This window comes from Arthrobacter woluwensis (assembly GCF_030816155.1).
GTDB lineage: Bacteria > Actinomycetota > Actinomycetes > Actinomycetales > Micrococcaceae > Arthrobacter_E > Arthrobacter_E woluwensis_A.
This window is the reverse complement of sequence record NZ_JAUSXR010000001.1, coordinates 2391280-2417670: the sequence shown is the minus strand read 5'-3', so window position 1 is coordinate 2417670 and position 26391 is coordinate 2391280. Positions and strand designations below refer to the sequence as shown.

Genomic DNA, 26391 nt, shown 5'->3' with positions numbered 1-26391 from the left:
GGTCCTGCCTCCCTCTCCGATGACTCTAGAGCTGGTGACCCAGCTTGTACTCGCCCTGCTTCCATTCGGGCATGGCGTCCTGGTCATCCGGGCGGGTGTAGGAGAAACCGTCCGCGCCGATGGTCACGGCCATCTCGCTCGCATCCGTGCGCGCGACGACGGGCTGCGGGTTCCCGTCCAGGTCCAGGACGAGCGACGCCTCGGTGTACCAGCTGGGCACCACGGGATTGCCCCACCAGTCACGCCGCTGGTTGTCGTGCACATCCCACGTGATGACGGGGTTGTCCGGATCTCCCGTGTAGTAGTCCTGGGTGTAGATCTCCACCCGGTGCCCGTCGGGATCGCGCAGGTACAGGTAGAAGGCGTTGGACACGCCATGCCGGCCCGGACCGCGCTCGATCGCGTCGCTGCGGCGCAGGGCACCGAGCTTGTCACAGATCGCCAGGATGTTGTGCTTCTCGTGCGTCGCGAAAGCCACGTGATGCATGCGGGGACCGTCGCCGCCCGTGGCGGCCGTGTCATGAACGGTCGGCTTGCGGCGCATCCAGGCGGCGTAGACCACCCCGTCCTCGTCCTGGATGTCCTCGGTGACCCGGAAACCCAGATCCTGGTAGTGCCGGACGGCGCGGGGGACATCCGGGGTGACCTGGTTGAAGTGGTCCAGCCGGACCAGCTCGCCCGGCGTCTGGAGGTCGTAACGCCAGGACAGCCGCTCCACGTGGTCGGTCTGGTGGAAGAACTCGTACGGGAAGCCCAGGGGATCCTCCACGCGGACCGAGTCGCCGATTCCCTTGACGAAGCCCTCCGGGCGGCGCTCCACCCGGCAGCCGAGCTCCGTGTAGAACGCGACCGCGCGGTCCAGGTCCTCCGGTGTGCGGACACGGTAGGAGAAGGCGGCGACGGCGGCCACGGGTCCCTTGCGCAGCACCAGATTGTGGTGGATGAACTCCTCGGTGGAGCGCAGGTAGATCGCGTCCTTGTCCTCCTCCGTCACATGCAGGCCGAGCACGTCAACGTAGAAGACCCGCGAAGCCGCCAGGTCCGTGACCACGAGGTCCATGTACGCGCAGCGGAGGATGTCCGGAGCGGGGGAGGTCGGCGTGGTCACGGGGTCCGTGGCGTGGATCGGGGCCTCCTGGCTCACGTAGAAGCCGGAGGAGGTGAGGGTGCGGTCATCCAGATGCGTCATGTCATGCGTCCTTGCGTGAGATGGGGCGTGCGGCTCAGGCTTTGCCGAAGGTCGGGTTGTGGACCTTGCCGAGCGTGATGTGCACGGCCTGCTGGTCGGTGTAGAAGTCGATCGAACGGTAGCCGCCCTCGTGGCCGAGACCGGAGGCCTTGACGCCGCCGAAGGGGGTGCGCAGATCGCGGACGTTGTTCGAGTTCAGCCAGACCATGCCGGCCTCCACGGCCTGCGAGAAGTTGTGGGCGCGCTTCAGATCGTTCGTCCACACGTAGGCTGCCAGGCCGTACTTGGTGTCGTTGGCCAGCGCGAGCGCCTCCTCCTCCGTGTCGAAGGGGGTGATCGCCACGACCGGTCCGAAGATCTCCTCCTGGAAGATCCGGGCGTCCGGAGCGACGTCGGCGAACACGGTCGGCGCCACGAAGTTGCCGAAGGCGAAGCCTTCCGGCTGCCCGCCGCCGGCCACGAGGCGGCCCTCACCCTTGCCGATCTCGATGTAGCCCATGACCTTTTCGAAGTGCTCGGGGTGCACCAGCGCGCCGACCTCCGTGGCGGGATCGTGCGGATAGCCGACCTTGACCCGCTGGGCCTGGGCGGCGTAGCGCTCCACGAATTCGTCGTAGATGCCGCGCTGGACCAGGATGCGCGAGCCGGCGGTGCAGCGCTCGCCGTTCAGGGAGAAGACACCGAAGATCGTGGCGTCGATCGCGGCGTCCAGATCGGCGTCGTCGAACACCACGGCCGGGCTCTTGCCGCCCAGTTCCATGGACAGGCCCTTCAGGAACGGCGCGGCGTTGCCGAAGATGATCTGGCCGGTGCGGCTCTCGCCCGTGAAGGAGATGAGGGGCACGTCCGGGTGCTTCACCAGGGCGTCGCCGGCGTCCTCGCCGAGCCCGTTGACGAGGTTGAACACACCCTTTGGCAGGCCGGCCTCCTCGAAGATGCCGGCCCAGAGGGACGCGGAGAGCGGGGTGAACTCGGCCGGCTTGAGCACCACGGTGTTGCCGGTGGCCAGGGCGGGGCCGAGTTTCCAGCTCTCCAGCATGAACGGGGTGTTCCACGGCGTGATGAGCCCGGCGACGCCGATCGGCTTGCGGTTCACGTAGTTGATCTGGCGTCCGGGGACCTTGAAGGTGTCATCGGCCTGCGCCACGATCAGGTCCGCGAAGAAGCGGAAGTTCTCCGCGGCGCGGCGGGCCTGGCCGAGAGCCTGCGTGATGGGCAGGCCGGAGTCGAAGGACTCCAGCTCCGCGAGGCGCTGATCCCGGGACTCGACGATGTCCGCGATGCGGTGCAGGATCCGGGAGCGCTCGCGGGGGAGCATACGGGGCCACGGCCCCTCGGTGAAGGCACGACGGGCGGCCGCGACGGCGCGGTCGATGTCGGCCTTCTTGCCCGCCGCTGCGGTGACGTAGCTTTCGTTGGAGACGGGTTCGAGGACGTCGAAGGTGTCTCCGTCGAGAGAGTCGACGAATTCCCCGTCGATGTAGTGACGGATGCGCTCGGGGAGATCCGCGGGGACGTGCCGCTGATCGAGGGCGGGTGAGGTCATGCTCTCCTCCAAGGATGTGATCGTGACACCCGGATGGGTGCTCAGGCGGTGTGCCCGTCGCCGGGATGGCGTTGGGCGAGGTAGGCGTTCATCGTGGCCCAGCGGTGGTCGCGGGCGGCCATCTCGATCTCGAGAGGGCTGGCGTTGCTCCGGATGAGCTCGATGATGTGGTCGTGTTCCTCCACCGACTCGCGGGCGCGGCCGGGGATGAAGGAGAAGGTGGAATCGCGGACCCCGGCCATGCGGGCCCAGCCCCGGTGCACGAGGTCCAGGATGTGCGGATTCGGGCAGGGCTCGAACAGTACGGTGTGGAACTGCTGGTTCACCACGGTGAAGAGGTGGGGGTCGAAGTCGTCGAGGAGCCGGCGCAGGCGTTCGTTCATCTCCGCCGCCCGGTCCAGGTCGATCGAGCCGAGGTGTGGTGCGGACAGCGAGGTCGCGACACCTTCCACGACGCCGAGCGTCTGCATGGTGTGGACGTACTCCTGCTCATCCACGAGCGTCACGCGGGCGCCGACATTGCGTTCGAACTCCACGAGTCCCTCGGCTTCGAGACGCCGCACGGCTTCGCGGACCGGGACCACACTCATGTCCAGGGAGGAGGCGATCGACCCGAGCACGAGCCGGTAACCGGGCCCGAACTCGTGGCGGGCGATGCGCTCGCGGATCCACTCGTAGGCGATCTGGGACTTGCTGAGGGAGGTCACGGTGCTGCTCATGACGTCATTCTCCCGTGCCGTGGTCGGCCTCGAAGCGGGCCCGCCACTCGGCGTTCAGGGGGAACAGCCCGTCCACGGGATGACCGTCGGCCACCTGACGCGCGATCCAGGCGTCCTCCGCTTCCTGGGCCAGGGCCGCGTCCGCCACCTCTTCGGCGAGCGACGGCGGCAGGACGATCACGCCGTCGTCGTCGCCGACGATGATGTCGCCGGGCTGGACGGTGGCACCGCCGCAGGAGATGGTCAGATCGCTGTCCCACGGCACGTGCTTGCGCCCGAGGACCGCGGGGTGGGGGCCCTGGCTGAAGACCGGGAGGCCGGTCTCCGCCACCGTGACGTAGTCTCGCACGCCGCCGTCGGTCACGACGCCGGCCGCTCCCCGGACCTGGGCGCGCAGCGCGAGCACGTCCCCGAGCGTGCCGGAGCCGCGCTCACCGCGGGCCTCGATGACGATGACCTCGCCTTCGCCGACGCTGTCGAAAACGCGCTTCTGGGCGTTGAAGCCGCCGCCGTGGCTGCGGAAGAGGTCCTCGCGGTTCGGGACGAAGCGGAGCGTCTTCGCGACGCCCACCATCTTGGTGCCGGGCACGGAGGGCCGCACGCCGTCGATCGCCACATTATTCAGGCCGCGCTTGCGCAGCTGCTGCGAAAGGCCCGCTACCGGGGTCTCCAGCAGCTTGGCGCGCAGGGCGGGGGAGAGGGCGGGGCCGGGTTCGCCGAGACCGGCGGCTTCACGGGAGCCCCAGGCCTCTTCGCGCTGGTGGTCGTCCACGGAGGGCAGCGAGCCGAGGGCGGGGTCGAAGGCGCCCGGGCCCTCGACTACGCGGGAGACGAGGCGTCCGGTGGACGGGGCGCCGTCCACCGTGGGTGCGTCCACCTCGACCTCGATGACATCGCCCGGCAGGGCCACGGAGGAGCCCGCCGGGGTGCCGGTGAGGATCACGTCGCCGGTCTCGAGGGTGAGGTGCTGGGAGAGATCGGCGATCAGCTGCGAGAACGGGAAGATCATGGCGCCCGAAGTGTCGTCCTGAACCAGCTCGCCATTGCGCCAGGCCCGGACGCGGAGGGCGGCGGGGTCGATCGTGCGCGCGTCGATCAGCTCGGGACCCACGGGCGTGTAGCCGTCCCGTCCCTTGTTCCGCAGATTGGAGCCCTTGTCATTGGACCGGAGGTCGTACAGGCCCCAGTCATTCGACGCCGTCACCCAGGCGACGTGGTTCCAGGCCTCATTCACGGAGACCTGGTGCGCGGGCTCACCGATGACGAGCGCGATCTCGCCTTCGAAAGCGAGCAGTTCGGTGCCGGCGGGCCGCTCCACGGTGCTGCCGGAGGCGCTCAGGGAGCTCGTCGGTTTGAGGAAGTAGGAAGGCGAAGCGGGTGTCCGGCCGCGCTGCGCGGCACGCGACGCATAGCTCAGATGCACGGCGATGATCTTGCCGGGAGTCACCTGAAACGGCGTGGTTTCCTTGGTCGGCACGGGCGTCCCTTCATTCGCTGACGGAGGTCGTACACCAAATCATATACGATCTGGATTCCCTGACAAGGGGGTTGTCAGGTCATATCTGAAATCGTATATTTTCTGGTGCAATGCGATGGTGCATCGCCCGAACTCGCCCCTGGAGCACCAGATGAACGAGAAATCCCCTGTCCTCACCCGCCCGGAAGCGTCCTCCACGGACCGCCGGCGGGTCCTCTTCGCCACCGTCGTCGGAACCACCGTCGAGTGGTACGACTACTTCATTTACGCCTCCGCCGCGGGGCTCGTCTTCGGACACCTGTTCTTCGAGCCCGCCGGGAAGGGGATCGGGACCATCCTGGCCTTCCTCACGGTGGGCATCAGCTTCCTCTTCCGCCCTCTCGGGGCCTTCCTCGCCGGGCATTTCGGTGACAAGTACGGCCGCCGGATCGTCCTGGTGGTGACGCTGATCCTGATGGGCGTCTCGACCGTGCTCATCGGCCTGCTGCCGGGCTACGCGCAGGCGGGTCTGCTCGCACCGATTCTTCTCATCGTCCTGCGGATTCTTCAGGGGATCTCGGCCGGTGGCGAGTGGGGCGGCGCGGTGCTCATGGCCGTCGAGCACGCCCCGCGGAACCGGCGAGGGCTCTACGGGGCCATGCCGCAGATCGGCGTGCCGATCGGGCTGCTCCTCGCCAGCGCGATGCTCGCCATCATGAACGTGCTCTTCCCGGGCGAAGCCTTCCTCGGCTGGGGCTGGCGCATCCCGTTCCTCTTCTCGGTGGTCCTGATCCTCGTGGGCTACTGGGTGCGCCGCCGGGTGGAGGAGAGCCCGGTGTTCACCGAGATCGCCGCCCGCAAGGAGCAGACAGGCATGCCCGTGGTGCGGCTTTTCGCCCGGTTCACGCCGCTGGTCCTCCTGGCCGCCCTCGTGTTCGCCGGCAACAACGCCGCGGGGTACATGACCACCGGCGGCTATGTGCAGAACTACGCCACCAATCCGGACGGGCCGGTGGGTCTGGACCGCGGTTCGGTGCTGTGGGCCGTGACCGCGTCGTCGGTGAGCTGGCTCGTGTCCACCTTCGTGGCCGGCTGGCTGAGCGACCGCATCGGCCGCAAGAACACCTATCTGATCGGGTGGGTGCTCCAAGGATCGGCGGTCCTGGCGCTGTTCCCGCTGGTCAACACCGCCAACCCCGGCCTGCTGGCCCTGGGGCTCATCCTGCTCACGCTCGGGCTCGGGTTCACCTACGGCCCGCAGTCGGCCTGGTACTCCGAGATGTTCCCGGCGTCCGTGCGCTTCTCCGGTGTCTCGATCTCGTACGCCATCGGGGCCATCGTCGGCGGCGCCTTCGCTCCGACCATCGCCGCCTGGCTCCAGCAGACCACCGGCACGTCCCAGTCCGTGACGTGGTACCTGCTGGGCATGACCGTCGTGGGTCTGATCGCCACACTGCTCCTCCGGGACCGGCGGGGCATCGATCTCAGCCCCACCGCGGAGGAGGAGCAGTCGCGCGGCGTCTACGCCTGGCAGCGCTGACTAGGACGGCGAGCAGGGCGGCGAGCTGAACGCGAGGCCCGGCGCCGGCGTCGTGCGTGGTTGAGAAGGCACTTTCTCGGGCGGAACCTCGCGGTTTCCCCGAGAAAGTGTCACCTCGACGACGACGCCGGCCCCCGGCGTCAGCTGTTCACGCGGATGACTTCGCGCTGGTACGGCGCGATCACCGAGCGCGAGATCCTCAGGTCGAGCACGAGGAAGGGGCGCTCTCCCGCCGGACGGGAGGCCCACTCGGCGAGCCGGTCGAGATCCTCGATGCGCCGCACCACCACGCCTTCGGCCCCCACGGCGCTGCCCAGGGCGGCGAAGTCCACATCCGGGATGAGCATGGGATCCTCGGCCAGGCCTTTGAGACCGTAGAGGTTGACCTCGGCCCCGTACGCGCCGTCGTTCCAGACCACGCACAGGCCCCGGCCGCCGGCGGTCCGCACCGCGGTCTCCAGATCGGACAGCGCCATCAGGCCGCCGCCGTCGCCGGTCGTGAGGACGATCGTCGCATCAGGGTCGGCCTGAGCCGCGCCGGCGACGCTGGGGAAACCCAGCCCGATCGACTGGTACGCGGTGCCGACCATGATCATGCGGGTGGGCGAGGCCACCGGCCAGAACATGTTGGCCCAGGCGATGAAGTGCCCGCCGTCGCTCACCACGATCCGGTCCTCCGGCAGAAGTTCGGCGATCCGCGCGGCTGCCAGCCGGGGATCAAGCCGGCCGTCGGCCAGCTCGGACTCTCCGGGGTCCTGCGTGCGGAGGGTCGCGACGTCCACGGTGTCCCGCCAGCCCGACGCCCGTGCGCCGTCGAGGGCCGCGGTGAGTGCTTCCGCCACCAGGCGCGCGTCACCCTGCAGATAGTCGCCCACGCGGGGATGGGTCGCGGCCGGAGCGATGTCCACCTGCACCACGCGGGTGTCCGGCGCGAACAGCTCGCCGAACCGCATGGTGAAGGGGTTCAGCGACGCGCCGAAAACGATCGCCACGTCCGCTTCCCGGATGAGCTCCATGGCGCCAGGCGCCCCGAAGCCGCCGGTCACCCCGAGGTCGAATCGCTCGTCGGGGAAAACGCCGCGTCCGAGCGCGCTGGAGGAGGTGACGGCCCCGGTGGCGTCCGCGAGAGCTCCAAGGGCGGGGCCGGCGCCGGCGAGATGCGCTCCGCGACCGGCGAGCAGGAGCGGCCGTTCGGCCTGAGCGAGGGCCTCGGCCACGCGTGCGATGGCGGCCTCGGTGAAGGGGGCCGGCGCCTGGGGCTGCGGGAGGCGGAGCGGGGGGGTGGCGGGGACGTCGCCGGCCTCCAGCGTGGGCACGTCGTAGGGGATGGCGAGGACCACCGGGAGCCGGTACGCGAGGGCGTGTTCGATCGCGATGATGGTGGTCGCCGCCGCGTCGAGGCGCCCCACGGTGTACGTGCGGACCCCGACGGCGGACGCGAGGGCGATCTGGTCCACATCCCAGGGGCGCGGGCCGGAGGTCGGCTCGTCCCCGACGATCAGCACCAGCGGGATGCGGGCCTGGGCCGCTTCCGCCAGGGCGGTCAGCGTGTTGGTGAACCCGGCGCCGTAGGTGGTGGTGGCCGCGGCGATGCGGCCGGATGCGCGGTAGTGCGCATCCGCCGCCACCACGGCGCCGGCCTCGTGCCGCACGGCGGTGAAGGTGGCGTCCGTGTCGCGCAGGATCGAATCCAGGAAGTAGGCGTTCCCGTTGCCCATGAGGCCGAAGACCTGATCGATGTGACGGGAGAGTGCGATCGCGACGTGCTGAGAGACGGTGGGCATGGTCGTGCCTTTCGAGACAGACGGAGAGGTGGTGTCCGTATGTGTCTCGCGCGTGCTGCCTGCACGGCTTCGTGCCCCTTTTTCGGGCACCGGGCTCAACCGCCTGCGGGGCTGGCTGTGCCGGACGTCACACATCATACCCAAGAAATTGGATCGTATACGTTCTCTTGTCGCGCCGGTTCCCGGCGGTTATGCTCGCATCATTCGATAAAGGAATAGCAAGTTCAACTATCGAACTTTGAAAATCAGCAACGTCTGTCACCACACAGCGACGTGAGGAGATCCACCGTGCAGTTCCACCACCATGGGTACGTATCCGGCGACCCGCGAATCCAGCCGGCCGCGGGCGTCGGGCTCGATCGCCCGGATGAGCTGCCGGATGAGGTGGACGTCCTCATCGTCGGCACGGGGCCCGCGGGCATCACCCTCGCCGCGCAGCTGTCCCAGTTCCCGGACGTCACCACCCGCATCATCGAGCGCCGTCCGGGCCGGCTCGAAGTGGGACAGGCCGACGGCATTCAGGCGCGCAGCGTCGAGACCTTCCAGGCGTTCGGCTTCGCCCAACGGATCACCGAGGAGGCGTACCGGATCACCGAGATGGCGTTCTGGAAGCCGAACCCCGAGCAGCCCGGCGACATCATCCGCACCGCCGTGGCGCCGGATGACCCCAGCGGGGTCAGCGAGTTCCCGCACCTCATCGTGAATCAGGCCCGCGTGCAGGACTACTTCCTGGAATTCATGAAGAACTCTCCCACCCGCAACCGGCCGGACTACGGCTGGGAGTTCGTGGGCCTCGAGGTCGCTGACGACGGCGGCGACCACCCCGTGTCAGTCACGCTGCGCCGCACCGCGGGTGCGGAGGAGGGTTCCGAGAGGGTGATCCGGGCCAAGTTCGTGGTGGGCGGCGACGGCGCGCGCAGCAAGGTCCGCGACGCCATCGGCCGCAAGCCGGTGGGCGATCAGGCCTTCCACGCCTGGGGAGTCATGGACGTCCTCGCGGACACCGACTTCCCGGACATCCGCCGCAAGTGCGCCATCCAGTCCCACGACGGCGGCAGCATCCTTCACATTCCCCGGGAAGGCAACCACCTCTTCCGCATGTACGTGGACCTCGGCGAGGTGCCGCACGACGACTCGGGCAAGGTCCGTCTGACCAGCCAGGAGGAAGTGGAACGCCGGGCCAACCAGATCCTGCACCCCTACACCCTGACCGTGCGGCATGTCGCATGGCGGAGCGTTTACGAGGTGGGGCACCGTGTCACGGACCGCTTCGACGACGTCCCTGCCGAGGAGGTAGGCTCCCGGACGCCGCGGGTGTTCATCATGGGCGACGCCTGCCACACTCACAGCGCCAAGGCCGGGCAGGGTATGAACGTCTCCATCCAGGACGGCTTCAACCTGGGCTGGAAGCTCGGGCACGTGCTGGAAGGCCGGGCGCCGCTCTCCCTGCTCGACACCTACTCCGCCGAACGTCAGGTGGTGGCGCAGAATCTGATCGACTTCGACAAGGAGTGGTCCAGTCTCATGGCGGCCCGTCCGGACGAGATGGCCGATCCCGCGGAACTGGAGCGTTTCTATGTCCAGACCGCGGAGTTCCCCGCCGGGTTCATGACCGAATACACCCCGTCGCTGATCGTCGGGACCGCTGACCACCAGGATCTCGCCACCGGCTTCCCGCTGGGCAAGCGCTTCAAGTCCGCCGAGGTCACCCGGGTGTGCGACGGCAACCCCGTGCACCTCGGTCATCACGCCCGGGCCGATGGCCGCTGGCGCATCTACGTCTTCGCGGGCCGTGACGGCCTGGATCCGGCGTCGGAGACCGCCGGACTCGGGCGGTGGCTGGGGGAGTCCCCGGACTCACCGCTCGCCGCCACCCCGGCCGGTCTGGACACGGACGCCTGGTTCGACGCCAAGGTGATCTACCAGCAGCCCCATCTGGACATCGACATCACCACGGCGCCGGAGGTCTTCCTACCCCGCACCGGGCCGTTCCAGGTCGTCGACTATGAAAAGGTCTACGCCGCCGATCCGCAGCATGACGTCTTCGACGCCCGCGGCATCGACCGGGACGGCGTGATCGTCGTGGTCCGCCCCGACCAGTACGTCGCGCAGGTCCTTCCGCTCACGGCTCGGGACCAACTGGCCGGATTCTTCGCGCAGGCCTGCCCGAAGCCCTCGCACTCCTGACGGGTTCGGCGGCCTGGGCAGCAGGTGTCCTGAAGAGCAGAGTACTGAGGGGCAGAGTCCTTAAGGGCGGAGCGCGCTCAGGCCCCGTACGCGCGGGCGATCCGCTCGCCCGCGGCCTTGAGCCGCTCGGCGATGCCGTCCTCCTCGTGGGGGAGCGAGACGTGGATGACGGCGATCGACGCCGGCGGCTGGCCCGGGAGGGTCAGCGGCACCGCGACGGACCAGAGGGACGGGACCACCTCGTCGTGGCTCACCGCGTACCCGCGCCGCCGGCTGAGGTCGATCTCTGCGCGGAGCTGCTCGTCGACGTCGTCGGGCCAGGCTTCGGCCGGGAGGGAGAGCAGGATCGCCTTTCCGGGTCCGCCGCGGGTGATGGGGTGACGGTGCCCGGGGCGGTAGGAGACCACGGCCACGGTCTGCCGCGGTGATGCGCTGATCAGGGTGACCGCCTCCTCGTGGTCCAGCTGGACGGCGAGGAGGCAGGTCATCCCGAGTTCGTTGGCCACCGCGTTGAGCTCGGGGAGAGCGGCTTGCTGGAGGTCGCGGGACACGCCCGCGGCGAGAGCGGCCAGACCGGCGCCGAGCACCACCCTGCCGGAGGCGTCACGGGTCGCCAGGCCATGACTTTCCAGAGTGAGGAGGAGCCGGTAGGCGACGGAGCGGTGGACGTCCAGCGCCGCGGCCAGTTCCGCGATGGTCGGCGGACGGTCGGACGCGGCGATGATCTCCAGCAGGCGGATGCCGCGGCTGAGAGTCTGGGATCCGGGCGTGCTCGTCTCACTCACACGTTCGATAGTAGAACAGGCGCGGCCTGGATCCCGGCCGCTGGAATTCAGTGGATGACGGTGCGCGCCTGAGCACGCGCCAGCTCGACTTCGCGGCGGACGGTCTCGGCCTCCTTCCGTGCGCGGTACTCGAGATCCAGACGGTCGCGGAGCAGGTCCCGCTCGCGCGGGGAAAGGGAAGGCTGGAGGGTGTGCCGGGGGATGAAGCGGGCGAGGGACGGGAACAGGCGACGGCGGAGGGATGGGCTGGAGTGAAGGGGTGAAGTGACCATGTCCCCAGTGTTCGTGGGCCGGCCGGTGGAGTCCTCGATTCGGCTCAGGCCGAATCATCGAGGCCGACGGCGCACCGTATTAGTCTCAAGCCATGCTGCTGCAACTGACCCCGGCGGACCTCACCCGGATCCGTTTCTGCGTCTCGCCCTGGTGGGAAGCGGTCACCTCGGTGCTCACGCTCGCCAAAGGGGTGCCGATGCACCGGCGGTGGATCGCCGAGTCCAAACAGGTCCTGACCGCGAGCCCCGGCGCCGCACGGAAATGGGACGTGCTCCGGGCCTTCATCACGGCCAACGGCCACATCCTGGACGGGCTGACCCCCACGCCGTCGCGGGATGAGAGCTTCCAGGACAGCAAAGACCGCGTGCTGAATCAGGACGCGAATCTGTTGCTGCATGACCTGCGGATCATCCGCTCGGTGGCCGATCACCCGGCCGCCCCCGCGATCCTGGACGCCTTCGAAGCCGAGCCGCACCGGGTGATCGAGGAATTGTGCGACGCCGTCGAATGGGTCTGGCGGCTCGCCGTCGAACCTCATTGGGAGCGCATCCATGCGCTGCAGGTGGCCGACATCGACTACCGGCTCCGTCTGCTCTCCCGCGGCGGCCTCGACGAGGTGCTGAGGACCCTCCACCCCCAGGTGCTGCGGGTGGACGAGGGGCTCGATTTCGTGGGCAAGAGCTGCGACGTCTTCTCCGGCACGAGCTGCGACCCCGCGGTCGATCCCGCCGGCCCAGGCCTGACCCTCATCCCCTGTGTCTTCGCCTGGCCGGGAACGGTCCTGCTCAACGCCCGTCCCTACACGCCGACCGTCAGCTATGCGCCCCGCGGCGTGGGCTCCCTCTGGGAAGTGCGCGACGGCGGACGGGACGCCTGCGCGCTGTCCGATCTGATGGGCGGCACGCGCGCAGCCGTGCTGGCTCAGCTGGACATCCCCATGACGACCAAGTACCTCGCGCGGCACCTGGACATCTCGCCCGCCACCGTCAGCGAACATCTCAAGGTGCTGTCCGCGGCGCGGCTGCTGGAGGCGTACCGGCGGGGCCGGGAGGTCTTCTACCGCCGGACCTCGCTGGCGGACGAACTGCTGAAGGCCTGACCGCCGAGGGAAAGGCGCCCGGGACGTGAACCGATGTCGCACGGTCGGCCTTCCGCAGGTGCCGGCCGGGTGCTCTTCCACAGGGACCCGCCGTATCCTAGGCTGGCTCCGTGAGCCTCCTCGATGACCCCTTCGACTACAGCGAGACCAAGGACGGGAAGATCCTGATCCGTCGCAGTGGACGACTGGTCGTGACCGTCGCAGGAGGCCGGGCGCAGGATCTGGCGGCCCGCCTGGCACGGTCGGATGAGGACGCCCGGCAGCAGCTCCTGGCCCGGGCCACCGGTAATTACCGCCGCGGCAATGAGAAGGGCGGGCGGGGATGAATGTGTCCGGCCACGTCGTGGCTCTGCATCGGAGTCCTGTGCATGGTTTCTCCAAGGAGACCGTCGACTCGCTCCGTCTCCTGGAGGGGCAGGGCGTCGAAGGGGACGCCCACTGTGGGGTGACTGTTCAGCACCGCTCGCGGGTGGCGGCGGATCCCTCCCAGCCCAACCTCCGTCAGGTGCATCTGATCCAGGCCGAGCTCTTCGAGGACCTGCGGGCGGCCGGCTTCCCGGTCAAGCCGGGAGATCTGGGGGAGAACCTGACCACGAAGGGAGTGGATCTGCTGTCCCTTCCGGTGGGGACCCGGCTGCTCATGGGTGAGACCGTCGTCACGGTGACGGGCCTGAGGAACCCCTGCCAGCAGATCAACGGCTTCCAGAAGGGGCTGCTGAAGCAGGTCCTGAAAGTTGATCGGGAGGGCCGTCCGATCCGACTGGCGGGCGTGATGGGCATCGTCTCGCGCGGGGGAGAGCTGTCCACCGGCGACCGCATCGAGGTGGTGCTTCCCGCCGGAGACCACTTCCCTTTGACAAGGGTCTGAACCGGCTCGGGCCGCTGAACTGGGCCTTCGACAAACCCGCGGAGAAGTGGTGGAGAAATGGCGAACGCCGGACGTATTGCGTCATTCGAGGTGACAATCAAGTCAACTTCCCGCGGTGACGTAACAAAGGGCCGGTTTGAGGATCACGGTTTGGCAACGGATGCCCACTGGGTGGACAAAATCAAGCTAAGCTTTCACGTTATGTAGGCCAAGTCACACCTGTGTGTCCTGGACCTCGTTCATGGGAATCCGTGAGATTCCCCATCTCTACTCAGGAACTCCAAAGGAGGCGGAATGCGTTTCTCGCGCACTTCCAAAGCACTGGGCCTGGCGGCCATCGCTGCACTGGCCCTCACGGCCTGTGGTGGCGGCGGCACCACCGCTGGCGGCTCCAACGGTGGCGGCGACACCACCAAGGTGATCACGGTGGACGGATCCGAGCCCCAGAACCCGTTGATGCCTGCCGGCACCAACGAGGTCGGCGGCGGTAAGATCATCGACCTCATCTTCGCGGGTCTGGTCAGCTACGATCCCACCGGCAAGCCGGTCAATGAGCTCGCAGAGTCCATTGAGACCAAGGACGCCCAGCACTACACGATCAAGCTCCGTGCGGGCAAGAAGTTCACGAACGGCGAGGCCATCACCTCCAAGAGCTTCGTGGACGCCTGGAACTTCGGTGCTGCTGCGAAGAACGCCCAGCTGAGCTCCTACTTCTTCGAGAGCATCAAGGGCTTCGACGAGGTGAACAAGGAAGGTTCCACCCTGGACAAGATGTCCGGCCTGAAGGTCGTGGATGACACCACCTTCACGGTCGAGCTGGCCCAGCCGGAGTCTGACTGGCCGCTGCGTCTCGGCTACTCCGCCTTCATGCCGCTGCCTTCGGGCGCCATCAAGGACCCGAAGGGCTTCGGCGAGAAGCCGGTCGGTGACGGCCCGTACAAGCTGGATGACTCCGGCTGGCAGCACAACGTCCAGATCAAGCTCGTTCCGAACCCGGATTACGACGGCCCGCGCAAGCCGAAGAACGGCGGCGTGGTCTTCAAGATCTACCAGAACGACGAGGCGGCCTACCAGGACCTCGTCGGGGACAACCTGGACGTGCTCCAGACCATCCCGACCAGCGCGATCGCGAACTTCAAGACCGATCTGCCGGACCGGAACATCGAGAAGCCCTACGCGGGCAACCAGACCATCGCCATCCCGTACTACCTCAAGGGCTGGTCCGGTGAAGCAGGCAAGCTGCGCCGCCAGGCGATCTCCATGGCCATCAACCGGCCCGAGATCACCAAGGTCATCTTCCACGACGGCCGCCAGCCGGCCAAGGACTTCACCGCACCGGTGCTGTCCGGCTACTCCGACTCCCTGCCGGGTTCTGAGAACCTGAAGTTCGATGCCGCCAAGGCCAAGGAACTGTGGACGAAGGCCGACGGCATCGAGAAGTGGGACCCGAACCAGACCTTCACCATCGCGTACAACGCGGACAAGGGCGGTCACAAGGCGTGGGTTGAGGCTGTCACCAACCAGCTGAAGAACAACCTCGGCATCAAGGCGGAGGGCAAGCCCTACGCCACCTTCAAGGAAGCCCGTAACGACGCCACGAAGGGCACCCTGACCGGCGGCATCCGCGCCGGCTGGCAGGCCGACTACCCGTCGCTCTACAACTTCCTCGGCCCGATCTACGCCAAGGGCGCCGGATCGAACGACGCCCGGTATGACAACCCGGCGTTCGACAAGCTGCTGAACGAGGGTCTGGGCGCCACCTCGGTCGAGGAGGGCAACAAGACCATGAACAAGGCTCAGGAGATGCTGCTGCAGGATCTCCCGGCGATCCCGCTCTGGTACCAGGTCGCCCAGGGCGGCTGGAGCACCAAGGTGACCAACGTGGACTACGGCTGGGACGGCGTTCCGCTGTACTACAACATCACCGCCAAGTAACACCTGAAGACGACGACGGCGGAGCCCGCCGGCCGCTGGACGGCACGGCTCCGCCGTCGTTCTCATGTTTCGAAATAAGGTTCCTTGATGAACACATCCATCTCCCGCACAGCGGAGCACAACTCCGGAGAGGTGGGTTGACCCCGTGGTTAGCTACATCCTCAAACGCTTCCTGCAGCTCATTCCCGTCTTCCTGGGCGCCACCTTCCTGGTGTACTACCTGGTCTTCAGCCTTCCCGGTGACCCGATCGCCGCGCTGTTCGGCGACAAGCCGGTCAACCCCGCCGTCGCGGCTCAGCTGCGCGTGCAGTACCACCTGGATCAGCCGTTCTTCGTCCAGTACCTGCTCTACCTCAAGAGCATCTTCACGTTCGACCTCGGACAGGACTTCTCCGGTCGTCCGATCGCCGCGGTTCTCGGCGAGATCTTCCCGGTCACGGCGAGGCTCGCCATCATGGCGCTGGTCTTCGAGGCCGTCTTCGGCGTCCTGTTCGGCCTGTTCGCCGGCCTGCGCAAGGGCAAGATCTTCGACGGCACCGTCCTGGTGGCCTCCCTCATCGTGATCGGCATCCCGATCTTCGTTCTCGGCTTCCTGATGCAGTTCTTCATCGGTGTTCAGCTCAAATGGGCCAAACCGACCGTCGGCGCCGGCGCCCCCTTCGAAGACCTCATTCTTCCGGCGCTCGTCCTGGGCCTGGTGTCCTTCGCGTACGTGCTCCGTCTGACCCGCACGAGCGTCATCGAGAACATGAACGCCGACTACGTCCGCACCGCCACGGCCAAGGGCCTCTCGCGGTCCCGCGTGGTCACCGTCCACATCCTCCGGAACTCGCTGATCCCGGTGGTCACCTTCCTGGGCGCCGACCTCGGTTCGCTCATGGGCGGCGCGATCGTGACGGAAGGCATCTTCAACGTGCCCGGTGTGGGCAACAGGCTCTACCGTGCGGTCCTCTCCGGTGAGGGACCGACCGTGGTGTCCATCGTCACGCTGCTGGTGCTGGTGTACTGCATCTCCAACCTCGTAGTGGACCTGCTCTATGCCTGGCTCGACCCGAGGATCCGTTATGACTCCTGAGAACGACATTCCGAACATGAACGCGACTCCGCGTCCGCAGACCATCCCGCACTTCGTCGCGCCGCTGGACGAGACGCCGCTCCAGGCCACGGACAAGGTGGACGAGGGCGCGGCTCCGTCCAGCCTCTGGAAGGAAGCCTGGCGGAACCTGCGCCGTCAGCCGCTCTTCATCCTTTCGGCCTTCCTGATCCTCCTGGTGGTCCTCGTGGCCCTGTTCCCCAGCCTCTTCTCGCCGCTGAACCCGGCCGACGACCGGTGCCTGCTGGAGAACTCCAACGGACCGGCGACCGCAGGGCATCCACTCGGATTCACCCAGCAGGGCTGCGATGTCTACGCCCGTGTGATCTTCGGCACGCAGAACTCGGTGACGGTGGGTGTCTTCACCACCCTCGCCGTGGTCCTTCTCGGCGGTGCGATCGGCGCCCTGGCCGGCTACTACGGTGGCTGGGTCGACGCGGTCCTGGCCCGCATCAGCGACATCTTCTTCGCACTGCCCATGATCCTGGGCGCGATCGTCGTGATGCAGCTCCCCATGTTCCGTTCGTCCCGTACGGCATGGACCCTGGTGGTCATCCTGGCCCTGTTCGGCTGGCCTCAGGTCGCCCGCATCACCCGTGGCGCGGTGATCGAGGTCAGGAACGCCGACTTCATCACCTCGGCGCGGTCGCTGGGTGTCTCGCGATTCCGGGCGCTCCTGCGCCACGTGATCCCCAACGCCATGGCGCCGGTGATCGTGGTCGCGACCATTTCGCTCGGTACTTTCATCGCGGCGGAATCCACCTTGTCCTTCCTCGGCATCGGTCTGCCTCCGAGCGCGATGAGCTGGGGCAACGACATCCAGAGTGCTCAGGCGTCCTTGCGCTCGAACCCCTGGCCGTTGCTGTGGCCCTCCTTCGCCCTGATTCTCACCGTGCTGAGTTTCATGATGCTGGGTGACGCCCTGCGCGATGCGCTTGACCCCAAAGCACGGAAGCGGTGACAGGAGCTCCCATGACTCAGAACATTCAGATCCGAGAAAGCGGTGCGGACGCACAGCGTCCGCTCCTGGAGATCAAAGACCTCGCCATCACCTTCCGCACCAGCCACGGAGAGGTCGACGCGGTCCGGAACGCCAACTTCACGGTCATGCCGGGCGAAACCGTCGCGATCGTCGGCGAGTCCGGCTCGGGCAAGTCGACGTCGGCCCTGGCCGCCATCGGCCTGCTGGCTGGCAACGGACGGGTGTCCGCCGGCCAGATCATCTTCGATGGGGAGGACATCACTCATGTGAGTGAGAAGCGCATGATCGAACTGCGCGGCAACTCCATCGGCATGGTGCCTCAGGACCCCATGTCCAACCTCAACCCGGTGTGGAAGATCGGCTTCCAGGTCAAGGAGACGCTCAAGGCCAATGGTCTGCCGAGCGGCCCCAAGGACGTGGCGAAGGTGCTCGCCGAGGCAGGACTGCCGGACGCCGAACGGCGTGCCAAGCAGTTCCCGCACGAGTTCTCGGGCGGCATGCGCCAGCGTGCGCTGATCGCCATCGGCCTCTCGTGCCAGCCGCGTCTGCTGATCGCGGACGAGCCCACCTCGGCGCTCGACGTGACGGTCCAGCGCCAGATCCTGGACCACCTCGACCGGATGACGTCGGAACTCGGCACCGCCGTGCTGTTGATCACGCACGACCTCGGTCTTGCGGCCGAGCGTGCGCAGAAGGTCGTCGTCATGTACAAGGGCCAGGTGGTCGAGTCCGGGCCGTCGCTCGAGCTTCTCCGCAACCCGCAGCACCCGTACACCAAGCGCCTCGTGTCCGCGGCTCCGTCGCTGTCCTCCCGGCGCATCCAGGTGGCCAAGGAGGTAGGGGTGGAAGCCGTCGACCTCCTTGCTCCCACGGAAGTGGTGCACGAGAAGGGCAAGCCGGACGAGGTCCTGAAGATCGAGAACCTCAAGAAGGTCTTCAAGCTGCGCTCGGGCTTCGGACGCAGCACGGACTTCACCGCGGTGGACGATGTCAGCTTCACCGTCAAGCGCGGCACCACCACCGCGATCGTCGGTGAGTCCGGCTCCGGCAAGTCGACCGTCGCCCAGATGGTCCTGAACCTGCTGAAGCCCACCAGCGGCAAGATCATCTTCGACGGCGTGGACACCTCGACTTTGAGCGCAGCGGAGCTGTTCAAGTTCCGCCGGCGTGTGCAGCCGATCTTCCAGGACCCGTACGGTTCGCTGGACCCGATGTACAACATCTACCGGACCATCGAAGAGCCGCTGCGCACCCACAAGGTCGGCGACAAGGCCAGCCGCGAGAAGAAGGTCCGGCAGCTGCTGGACCAGGTCTCGCTGCCGCAGTCGGCGATGACCCGGTACCCGAATGAGCTCTCCGGCGGTCAGCGTCAGCGTGTGGCGATCGCCCGCGCTCTCGCGCTCGATCCCGAAGTGATCATCTGTGACGAGGCGGTGTCCGCCCTTGACGTGCTCGTTCAGGATCAGGTGCTCAACCTGCTCGCGAACCTGCAGTCCGATCTGGGTCTGACCTACCTCTTCATCACGCACGACCTCGCGGTGGTCCGCCAGATCGCCGACGAAGTCTGCGTCATGGAGCGTGGCAAGCTCGTGGAGACCGGCACGACGGACGACGTGTTCGAGAACCCGCAGCAGGATTACACCCGGAGGCTGCTTGACGCCATCCCGGGCGCCACTCTGCTGCTGCCGCCTGAGGTCGCCTGAGACCTGGAAACCGGCAGAGGCCGGAGCCCCACCGCATGCGGTGGGGCTCCGGCCTTCGGTGTTGAAGGGCCGCGGTGTCGTACGCATCCCGCCCTGTTCCGTCCCGGTCCGCGGTCGCGTGTCAGCGGCCTGGGGCGTTCAGCGGGCTGGAGAGTTCAGCAACCGGGGGCGCTCAACGGCCTTCCAGCGCCCGGGCCAGGTGCTCCGCGAACACCGGCGTCAGGCGCTGATGGCCGCTCGCCTTCAGGTGCACTCCGTCCGCCATGTCGTTCTGGAGTCCATACGTGGACACCCAGCCGCCGGGATCCACGAACGGGGCCCGCAGTTCCTCGGCGACCCCCGCCAGCATCGAGTCGACCACCAGGCGGCGCCCTCCGCCGTCGTTCGCCGAGCGGGAGAGCACGCCCACCATCACGAGCCGGGAACCGGGATAGCGACGGTGCATCAGATACGCCAGCTGCCGGGCGTTCTGCGAGACCTCGGAGAGCTGCTTGCCCTGGCCGGCGTCGTTGCCGCCGCCCTGGAACACGATCAGCTCCGGCGCGAACGGCGGGAGCTTCCAGGCGCCGTGCCGGTACGACTGAAGGTAGTTCCCGGACCGAGGCCTGGTCGCGGCGTACCCGGTGCCGCCTGCCCCGACCCACGTGACCGAGTAGCCGAGCGAGGCGAGTCCGCGCCGCGGCCAGGTGTCCTCGCCGGGGACACCGGCGGCTCCGGCCGACTGGGAGTCGCCCACGAGGAGCGCGGTGCCTTTCCGCACGCCGTCCGGCCCGGTCAGGGCGACGACGGCGGTCCCGCGCCCTGCGCCGACTCCGCCCGCGGCCATCTGACCGGGGGACCTGTGAGCGGGGGAGAGGGGGGCCTTCTCGCTGACGACGACGGAGCCCGCCACGAGGGCGAGCACGGCCGCGGAGAGTGCGACGCGACGGAAGGCGATGTTCACGGGATTCCTTAGACGAGGGGGCTCTCACTCAGTGTGGGGCCCGTGGAAGGGGTTTGACCAGTCGGTGGGCGTATCGAAATGATCACGACCTGGAACCCCGCGCGAGAGGGCATGGCGCCCCTGACGTCGGAGGACGCGCCAGTGCCGGTCCGGGGCACGGAAGGGGGCGGCCCGAGGCCCGTCCCGCCGCGGGATTCCCGGCTGGTCCCAGAGCCCTTGCTCCAACCGGTAGAATTGTCGTGGAAGGGCTGTGGTGTCCTCCCCCTGCTTTGTGCCCCGTCGCTGGACAAGTGATCCGCGGGCACGGAATTCACTGTCTTGTCGTCGTTGAAACGAGTCGAAAACCGCATGTCCGAAAACACTGCCTCGCGTTCTGATCTGCGCAATGTCGCAATCGTCGCCCACGTTGACCATGGCAAGACCACGCTCGTGGACGCCATGCTCCGTCAGACGAACTCCTTCGCCTCCCACGGCGAGGTCGAGGACCGCGTCATGGACTCTGGTGACCTTGAACGTGAAAAGGGCATCACCATCCTGGCCAAGAACACCACGGTGGCTTACAACGGTCCCGCCTCCAACGGCGAGACCATCACCATCAACGTGATCGACACCCCCGGCCACGCCGACTTCGGTGGCGAGGTGGAGCGCGGTCTGTCCATGGTCGACGGCGTCGTGCTGCTCGTGGACGCGTCCGAGGGCCCGCTGCCCCAGACCCGCTTCGTGCTCCGCAAGGCGCTGGCCGCGCACAAGCCGGTCATCCTCCTGGTCAACAAGACCGACCGTCCCGATGCCCGTATCGAAGAGGTCGTCCACGAGTCCATGGACCTCCTCCTGGGCCTGGCCTCCGACCTGGCCGACGAGGTTCCGGACCTGGACCTGGACAAGGTCCTCGAGGTCCCCGTGGTCTACGCCGCCGCCAAGGTGGGGCGTGCCTCCACCGAGCAGCCGGCCGACGGCACCGCTCCGGAGAACGAGGACCTGGAGCCGCTCTTCAAGACGATCATCGATCACATCCCGGCGCCGACCTACAACCCGGACGGCGTGCTGCAGGCCCACGTGACCAACCTGGACGCCTCCCCGTTCCCTGGGCCGTCTGGCGCTGCTCCGCATCTATAACGGCACCCTCCGCAAGGGTCAGCAGGTCGCCTGGGCCCGTCAGGACGGCACCCTCAAGACCGTCAAGATCACCGAGCTCCTGGCCACCAAGGCACTGGAGCGCGTTCCGGCCGAGTCCGCCGGCCCGGGTGAGATCGTCGCCGTCGCCGGTATCGAGGACATCACCATCGGTGAGACCCTGACCGATCTGGAGAACCCGCAGCCGCTGCCGCTCATCAAGGTGGACGACCCCGCGATCTCCATGACCATCGGTATCAACACCTCCCCGCTGGCCGGCAAGGTCAAGGGCGCCAAGGTGACGGCCCGTCAGGTCAAGGACCGCCTGGACAAGGAACTGATCGGTAACGTCTCCCTCCGCGTCCTGCCGACCGAGCGTCCCGACGCTTGGGAGGTCCAGGGCCGTGGCGAGCTCGCGCTGGCCATCCTCGTGGAGCAGATGCGCCGTGAGGGCTTCGAGCTGACCGTGGGCAAGCCGCAGGTGGTCACCAAGACCATCGACGGCAAGGTCCACGAGCCGATGGAGCACATGACCATCGACGTGCCGGAGGAGTTCCTCGGCGCCGTCACGCAGCTCATGGCCGCCCGCAAGGGCCGCATGACCAACATGGCCAACCACGGCACCGGCTGGTGCCGCATGGAGTTCATCGTTCCGGCCCGTGGCCTGATCGGTTTCCGCACCAAGTTCCTCACGGACACCCGTGGCGCCGGCATCGCCTCCTCCATCGCCGAGGGCTACGAGCCGTGGGCCGGCCCGATCGAGTACCGCACCAACGGTTCCATGGTGGCCGACCGCGCCGGTGTGGTGACGCCGTTCGCCATGATCAACCTGCAGGAGCGTGGCTCCTTCTTCGTGAAGCCCACCTCCGAGGTGTACGAGGGCATGATCGTCGGCGAGAACTCCCGCGCCGATGACATGGACGTCAACATCACCAAGGAGAAGAAGCTCACCAACATGCGTGCGGCTTCCTCGGACTCCTTCGAGAACCTCACGCCGCCGCGCGAGCTGACCCTGGAGGAATCCCTCGAATTCGCCCGCGAGGACGAGTGCGTGGAGATCACCCCCGAGGACATCCGCATCCGCAAGGTGATCCTGGACTCCAACGAGCGCCTGAAGGCCGCCAGGGCCCGCGCGCGTTCCTGATTCCCGCCTGACCTGGGCGCCGTGCGCCATGGGGAGTTATCCCCATGGCGCACGGCGCCTTTGTCGTGAAAGGCTGTCGACTGGATCAATACGGTGGCCAGGGGATGCCCGGCGCGGGGAGGAACGAACTGATGGGCCTTTACGGAGCGGATGTCGCCAGACTCCGGGAACTGTCCAGCGCCATGGACAAATCGGCGGAACTGCTGAAATCCCGGACCAGGAATCTCCAGGCCGAGATCATGAACTCGCCGTGGAAGGGCCAGGACGCGCGCCGGTTCCTGCAGAGCTGGAGCAGTGAGTACCAGCCGATGCTGGAGAAGGCCATCAACGCCTTGAGCCAGAACGCGAAGACGCTCACCGCCCAGGCGAAGGAGCAGGAAGACGCTTCCAACTCCTCAGGCGCCGGAACCGGTGGCGGCCCGGGCGGAGTCCAGAAGACGTCCCCCGAGGAACTGACGAAATCCCTGGAGGACATCTCCCACGCGACGCCGGCGCAGCAGGCGGCCTGGTGGAACGCCCTGTCCGACGAGGACAAGAAGTACCTCCTGAGCAATCCGGCCACCGCGGCGCTCATCATGAAGCTCGACGGCGGCGTGCCCGACTCCGCGCAGGAGCAGGCCCGGAAGTTCCTGCAGGACGAGGCCAAGCGCACCATCCCGGTCTACAAGGAATCCCTCAAGGCCGACGCCAACCTCCGGGTGGCCTGGGTGCACGGAGGCGTGGGTGTGAGCGCGGAGGTCGTGCAGAACGCCGACGGTTCCGCCACCCTCAGGGTCTCCGGGAAGCTCGGCATCGGCGCCAACAACCCCACGGGTGAACTGGGCGCCACGCTCAACGGCGAGATGTCCCGCGAGTACAAGTTCGCCTCCCTGGAGGAGGCGATGAAGGCCCGCACCCAGATGGTCACGGATCTGCCGCCGGACAGCTTCGACAAGGCCGTGGACGCCACCACGAACGCCCCGAAGTACGTGCTGGACACGATCGACAACGCCGCGGACAAGAACGGCGCCTCGAGCCATGTGGACCGTCTGAAGGGCTCGCTCTCGCTCGAGGCCGAAGGCAAGGCCGGAAGCGCCTCCGGAAGCGCGAAGCTCGATCTGGCGTACGAGCACAATCTCTCGGACGGCACCTCCAAGGGTTCCGGCGAGTTCTCCGCCAAGGGCAACCTCGATCTGGACGGCCGGCGCTTCGAGGCAGACGGCAAAGGCGGCCTGACGGTCAACTGGGACAAGGACCACAACATCAAGTCGGTCTCCGTGGCCGTCGAGGGCACCGTGGCACAAGGTGTGAAGGACTCCGTCAAGGGCGCGGACAACGGGCTGTCCGCGAGCTCCACGACCACCACCGGGACCCAGGGGTCGGTCAAGATCGACATCCCCTACACCCAGGAGAACCAGCAACTGATCCAGCAGTACCTGCAGCATGCGGCGTCGAACGACACCGCAGGGGTGGCAGGGGACCTCTCCAGGCTCTACGACGCGGGCTCCGCCACGGTCCAGGTCAACGAGGTGGTCACGAACAAGAACGAGTTCAAGGTGGACGCCAAGGTGGTGGAGGCCAAGGTCAGCACCGAGGCCAAGGTCACCCAGAACGTGGTCACCTACTACAAAGTGCCCAACGACGGCCGGCTGGACGTGGTGAACGGCAAGGACCAGACGGGGTCAGGTGGCTGGTGAGCTGCGCCGATAGGCTGTTTCCGAGTAGTCAGTCCTCAAGGAGAATCGCATCATGACCGTGAACATCGACTCCCCGCTCGGCTTCCGGGCCGAGTTCCCCGAGCACACCCTCACGCTGGACGAGTCCACGGGCGGGCCGCTGACCGAGCAGTACGGCCTTCCCGGAAACGTCCTGGTCACCCTGTACCAGGACCGGAACATCCCCGTCGACGTCGCCGGCGCCAATCTGTGGGCGCACCGTCAAGGTGACTACTACCTGACCGAGATGAATGCCTCGCAGCTCACCGAGGGCGCGTTGAACGGCGACGGGAAGGCAGCCTACGTCGTCATGCTCAAGCTGCCCGCGGGCGACGAGGAGGCGCCGCGGATCGTCTCCTGCGTCGGGATGGTGCAGAACGGGTCGTTCCTCGGCCTCGTGACGGTGTGGCCGGTGTTCGACGAGTCGGTGGAGCCGCGCACGGAACTCCTGCGCGAGATCGTCGGCGCCGTGACGGTGCTTCCGCCGGCGTCGTAACGTTCGGAAGGGCCGGTCAGAGCACCTTGAGGGTGAGCGTGACGCCCTCCGGGGTGCAGAGCCCGGAGGCGCGCAGGAAGTGCTGCGACACGAGGTCCTTGTCCTGCTTGCTGGGGCCGTCGCCCTCACCGGCGGCCTTGCCCTGGTACGCCAGCACCACGATGCTCATGGACTTGTACAGTCCCTGCAGATCGTAGGGAACGGCGTCGGAGGCCTGATCGAATTCGTCCCAGAGATCGAGAAGCCCCTTCTTGTCCGTCGGCTGCAGACCGGCGAGCTTCTCATCCAGGGCGTTGAATTTCTCGCAGCCTTCCTTCAGGCTCAGGGCGCCGGTGCTCGCGGAGGGGCTCCCGGCGCTGTCGGAAGGCGAGGATTCGTCCACCGGCGTGGTGGCGGCCTCGCTCGGCTGGCTTGAGGCCGGAGCGGGGAGCGGAATGGTCGGTGCGCACGCCGCGAGCAGGGGGACGAGCGCCATTGCGGGCCAGATGGAGGTCTTCTTCATGGTGCCTTTTCTGCCGGTCGTGTTCTGGACGGTGCGTGTACTGTGAGCCACGCTACCGGGACCGACCGGCCCGCGCATGTCAGGTGGATGGGGAGACCTGCCCATCCGGACGGAAAGGGGTCCCGGCGTGAGCCACGGATCCGGTGAAGAGAGGAACTGCCCATGTCCACCGTTCAGATCATCGCCTGGAGCATCTGGGGAGCCTTCGTCGTCCTGATGGTGGTCGTCTCCGTGGTCCAGATGTTCGCTTTACGACGGCGGGAGCGCGGCATGCGCGAGTGGCCGCACGTGCAGGCCGTGGTGGTCGGCCACAAGCTGGGTCCCGGAGTCGGCGATGGCACGGACGGCCGGGTGCGGTACTTCCCGATCTACCAGTACCAGGGCCCCGAAGGCCGGGTGCTCCAGGGGCGTGGCCTGCGGGGCGGACCGACGCCGTACCCGTTGGGCAGCGCCCTCGAGATCTGCGTCAACCCGCAGAAACCCAGTGAGTCCTATGTGATCGAGAAGACGAGCAAGGCCATGCTCGGCTGCACCATGGTGTTCGCCGGGGTCTTCCTGATCGGATCGTTCTTCTTCCTCAGGATCCTGTTGGGCTGACGGCCCAGGCCGGCGACCCCGGATGCCGTCCGGGACCAGCGTCAGAATCGCGGCGCACGGCGCGCCGGCGGCGCTGGGACGGGCTTGGCCAGGGTCACGCGGTCCAGCGGGATGCTGATCTCGCCGGTCCTGCCCGTGATGACGACCCGCGGACTCACGACGGCGGCGCCGTCCCGCGCGGTCAGCTCGCCAAGAGCGTCGCTGAGGGCGCCGTCGTCGAGCCGGAAACGCACGACCACCCGGGTGCCCAAGGGGGCGCTGAGCAGCAGGGGAACGCCGCGAAGGGTGGAGAACGACACGCCTCCATCGTAGAGCGGCGTCATCCTCTTCGGTGAAGTGACCTCCGGGGTAATACAGTGGAGTCCAACGGAGGAACGCCTGCGGGACACGGGCACCGTTATCGGAAGGAATATGGGAACGTGACGTACGTAATCGCGCAGCCTTGCGTGGACGTGAAGGACAAGGCCTGCATTGAGGAATGCCCGGTCGACTGTATCTACGAAGGCGAGCGTTCCCTCTACATCCACCCGGACGAGTGCGTCGACTGTGGCGCCTGCGAGCCGGTCTGCCCCGTCGAGGCCATCTACTACGAGGATGACGTCCCCGACGAGTGGAGCGAGTACTACAAGGCCAACGTCGAGTTCTTCGTCGACCTCGGTTCGCCCGGCGGCGCCGCCAAGGTCGGCAACACGGGCACGGACCACCCCTTCATCTCGGCCCTCCCTCCGCAGAACCAGGACTGA

23 protein-coding genes and 1 pseudogene are annotated in these 26391 nt (G+C 67.4%); 14 read left to right on the top strand and 10 right to left on the bottom strand.

The features are described 5' to 3' along the window. Positions 1 to 25: 25 nt before the first annotated feature. Genes hpaD through QFZ52_RS10980 form a run of 4 tightly spaced genes read right to left on the bottom strand, consistent with a single transcriptional unit; the run spans position 26 to position 4931 of the window. Entirely contained in the window at positions 26 to 1189 is a 1164-nt protein-coding gene (gene hpaD / locus QFZ52_RS10995) for a 3,4-dihydroxyphenylacetate 2,3-dioxygenase (RefSeq protein ID WP_307497653.1), read from the bottom strand. 34 nt (positions 1190 to 1223) lie between these two features. After that, positions 1224 to 2735 (bottom strand): 5-carboxymethyl-2-hydroxymuconate semialdehyde dehydrogenase, encoded by a 1512-nt coding sequence (gene hpaE, locus QFZ52_RS10990; RefSeq protein ID WP_307497652.1) that lies wholly within the window; start codon positions 2733 to 2735, stop codon positions 1224 to 1226. Positions 2736 to 2776: 41 nt separating this feature from the next. Continuing rightward, a complete protein-coding gene (locus QFZ52_RS10985) occupies positions 2777 to 3454 on the bottom strand; it encodes a GntR family transcriptional regulator (RefSeq protein WP_107003547.1) in 678 nt (225 codons plus the stop codon). A 4-nt stretch (positions 3455 to 3458) separates the two neighbouring features. Then, a complete protein-coding gene (locus tag QFZ52_RS10980; RefSeq protein WP_307497651.1) occupies positions 3459 to 4931 on the bottom strand; it encodes a fumarylacetoacetate hydrolase family protein in 1473 nt (490 codons plus the stop codon). Positions 4932 to 5082: 151 nt separating this feature from the next. Between QFZ52_RS10980 and QFZ52_RS10975 the strand changes: the two genes are divergently transcribed. Beyond that, positions 5083 to 6450 carry an MFS transporter gene (locus tag QFZ52_RS10975; protein WP_307497650.1) on the top strand — a complete coding sequence of 456 codons (1368 nt, stop codon included), beginning with the start codon at positions 5083 to 5085 and terminating at the stop codon, positions 6448 to 6450. Between the two features lie 140 nt (positions 6451 to 6590). On the opposite strand, the gene QFZ52_RS10970 is transcribed toward QFZ52_RS10975, so the two are convergent. Next, a complete protein-coding gene (locus tag QFZ52_RS10970) occupies positions 6591 to 8234 on the bottom strand; it encodes a thiamine pyrophosphate-binding protein (protein ID WP_307497649.1) in 1644 nt (547 codons plus the stop codon). A gap of 288 nt (positions 8235 to 8522) precedes the next feature. Here QFZ52_RS10970 and QFZ52_RS10965 point away from each other — a divergent pair, with 288 nt between their 5' ends. Beyond that, entirely contained in the window at positions 8523 to 10421 is a 1899-nt protein-coding gene (locus QFZ52_RS10965) for an FAD-binding monooxygenase (RefSeq protein ID WP_307497648.1), read from the top strand. Between the two features lie 77 nt (positions 10422 to 10498). Here QFZ52_RS10965 and QFZ52_RS10960 read toward each other — a convergent pair whose 3' ends face one another. Together QFZ52_RS10960 and QFZ52_RS10955 are read right to left on the bottom strand one after the other, a co-directional pair. Beyond that, positions 10499 to 11206, bottom strand: coding sequence for an IclR family transcriptional regulator (locus QFZ52_RS10960; RefSeq protein ID WP_307497647.1), 708 nt, complete (start codon positions 11204 to 11206; stop codon positions 10499 to 10501). Positions 11207 to 11253: 47 nt separating this feature from the next. After that, on the bottom strand, positions 11254 to 11478 hold the full coding sequence (locus QFZ52_RS10955) for a hypothetical protein (protein WP_307497646.1): 225 nt from the start codon (positions 11476 to 11478) through the stop codon (positions 11254 to 11256). A gap of 92 nt (positions 11479 to 11570) precedes the next feature. Here QFZ52_RS10955 and QFZ52_RS10950 point away from each other — a divergent pair, with 92 nt between their 5' ends. The 7 genes from QFZ52_RS10950 to QFZ52_RS10920 all read left to right on the top strand — a co-directional run bounded on the left by QFZ52_RS10950 (position 11571) and on the right by QFZ52_RS10920 (position 19159). Continuing rightward, positions 11571 to 12578, top strand: coding sequence for an ArsR/SmtB family transcription factor (locus tag QFZ52_RS10950; RefSeq protein WP_307497645.1), 1008 nt, complete (start codon positions 11571 to 11573; stop codon positions 12576 to 12578). A gap of 110 nt (positions 12579 to 12688) precedes the next feature. Next, positions 12689 to 12904, top strand: a complete 216-nt coding sequence (locus tag QFZ52_RS10945; protein ID WP_307497644.1) for a hypothetical protein — start codon at positions 12689 to 12691, stop codon at positions 12902 to 12904. After that, the gene (locus tag QFZ52_RS10940; protein WP_307497643.1) at positions 12901 to 13446 is read left to right on the top strand and encodes an MOSC domain-containing protein; all 546 of its coding nucleotides are present in this window, start codon (positions 12901 to 12903) and stop codon (positions 13444 to 13446) included. Before QFZ52_RS10945 ends, QFZ52_RS10940 begins: the two co-directional genes overlap by 4 nt. 294 nt (positions 13447 to 13740) lie before the next feature. Then, the gene (locus tag QFZ52_RS10935) at positions 13741 to 15381 is read left to right on the top strand and encodes a peptide ABC transporter substrate-binding protein (protein ID WP_307497642.1); all 1641 of its coding nucleotides are present in this window, start codon (positions 13741 to 13743) and stop codon (positions 15379 to 15381) included. A gap of 145 nt (positions 15382 to 15526) precedes the next feature. After that, the gene (locus QFZ52_RS10930; protein ID WP_307497641.1) at positions 15527 to 16456 is read left to right on the top strand and encodes an ABC transporter permease; all 930 of its coding nucleotides are present in this window, start codon (positions 15527 to 15529) and stop codon (positions 16454 to 16456) included. Continuing rightward, on the top strand, positions 16446 to 17435 hold the full coding sequence (locus tag QFZ52_RS10925; protein ID WP_307497640.1) for an ABC transporter permease: 990 nt from the start codon (positions 16446 to 16448) through the stop codon (positions 17433 to 17435). Before QFZ52_RS10930 ends, QFZ52_RS10925 begins: the two co-directional genes overlap by 11 nt. An 11-nt stretch (positions 17436 to 17446) precedes the next feature. After that, positions 17447 to 19159, top strand: coding sequence for a dipeptide ABC transporter ATP-binding protein (locus tag QFZ52_RS10920; RefSeq protein ID WP_307497639.1), 1713 nt, complete (start codon positions 17447 to 17449; stop codon positions 19157 to 19159). Positions 19160 to 19331: 172 nt separating this feature from the next. On the opposite strand, the gene QFZ52_RS10915 is transcribed toward QFZ52_RS10920, so the two are convergent. Further along, positions 19332 to 20102 carry an SGNH/GDSL hydrolase family protein gene (locus tag QFZ52_RS10915; protein WP_307497638.1) on the bottom strand — a complete coding sequence of 257 codons (771 nt, stop codon included), beginning with the start codon at positions 20100 to 20102 and terminating at the stop codon, positions 19332 to 19334. Between the two features lie 348 nt (positions 20103 to 20450). Between QFZ52_RS10915 and typA the strand changes: the two are divergent. The 3 genes and pseudogenes from typA (at position 20451) to QFZ52_RS10900 (ending at position 24549) form a co-directional block, all read left to right on the top strand. Next, a pseudogene (gene typA / locus QFZ52_RS10910) lies at positions 20451 to 22359 on the top strand (translational GTPase TypA). A 131-nt stretch (positions 22360 to 22490) separates the two neighbouring features. Next, positions 22491 to 24035: a WXG100 family type VII secretion target gene (locus QFZ52_RS10905; protein ID WP_307497636.1), complete on the top strand. Its 1545-nt coding sequence runs from the start codon at positions 22491 to 22493 to the stop codon at positions 24033 to 24035. Positions 24036 to 24087: 52 nt separating this feature from the next. After that, positions 24088 to 24549: a hypothetical protein gene (locus QFZ52_RS10900; protein WP_307497635.1), complete on the top strand. Its 462-nt coding sequence runs from the start codon at positions 24088 to 24090 to the stop codon at positions 24547 to 24549. A gap of 16 nt (positions 24550 to 24565) precedes the next feature. Here QFZ52_RS10900 and QFZ52_RS10895 read toward each other — a convergent pair whose 3' ends face one another. After that, on the bottom strand, positions 24566 to 25051 hold the full coding sequence (locus tag QFZ52_RS10895) for a hypothetical protein (protein WP_307497634.1): 486 nt from the start codon (positions 25049 to 25051) through the stop codon (positions 24566 to 24568). Between the two features lie 162 nt (positions 25052 to 25213). Between QFZ52_RS10895 and QFZ52_RS10890 the strand changes: the two genes are divergently transcribed. Continuing rightward, complete coding sequence (locus QFZ52_RS10890; protein ID WP_307497633.1) at positions 25214 to 25648, top strand: DUF3592 domain-containing protein; 435 nt, start codon at positions 25214 to 25216, stop codon at positions 25646 to 25648. Between the two features lie 41 nt (positions 25649 to 25689). Here the strand turns inward: QFZ52_RS10890 and QFZ52_RS10885 are convergent, their stop codons facing one another. Beyond that, positions 25690 to 25947, bottom strand: coding sequence for a putative acetyltransferase (locus tag QFZ52_RS10885; protein WP_307497632.1), 258 nt, complete (start codon positions 25945 to 25947; stop codon positions 25690 to 25692). A gap of 120 nt (positions 25948 to 26067) precedes the next feature. Here QFZ52_RS10885 and fdxA point away from each other — a divergent pair, with 120 nt between their 5' ends. Continuing rightward, complete coding sequence (gene fdxA, locus QFZ52_RS10880; RefSeq protein WP_066211251.1) at positions 26068 to 26391, top strand: ferredoxin; 324 nt, start codon at positions 26068 to 26070, stop codon at positions 26389 to 26391.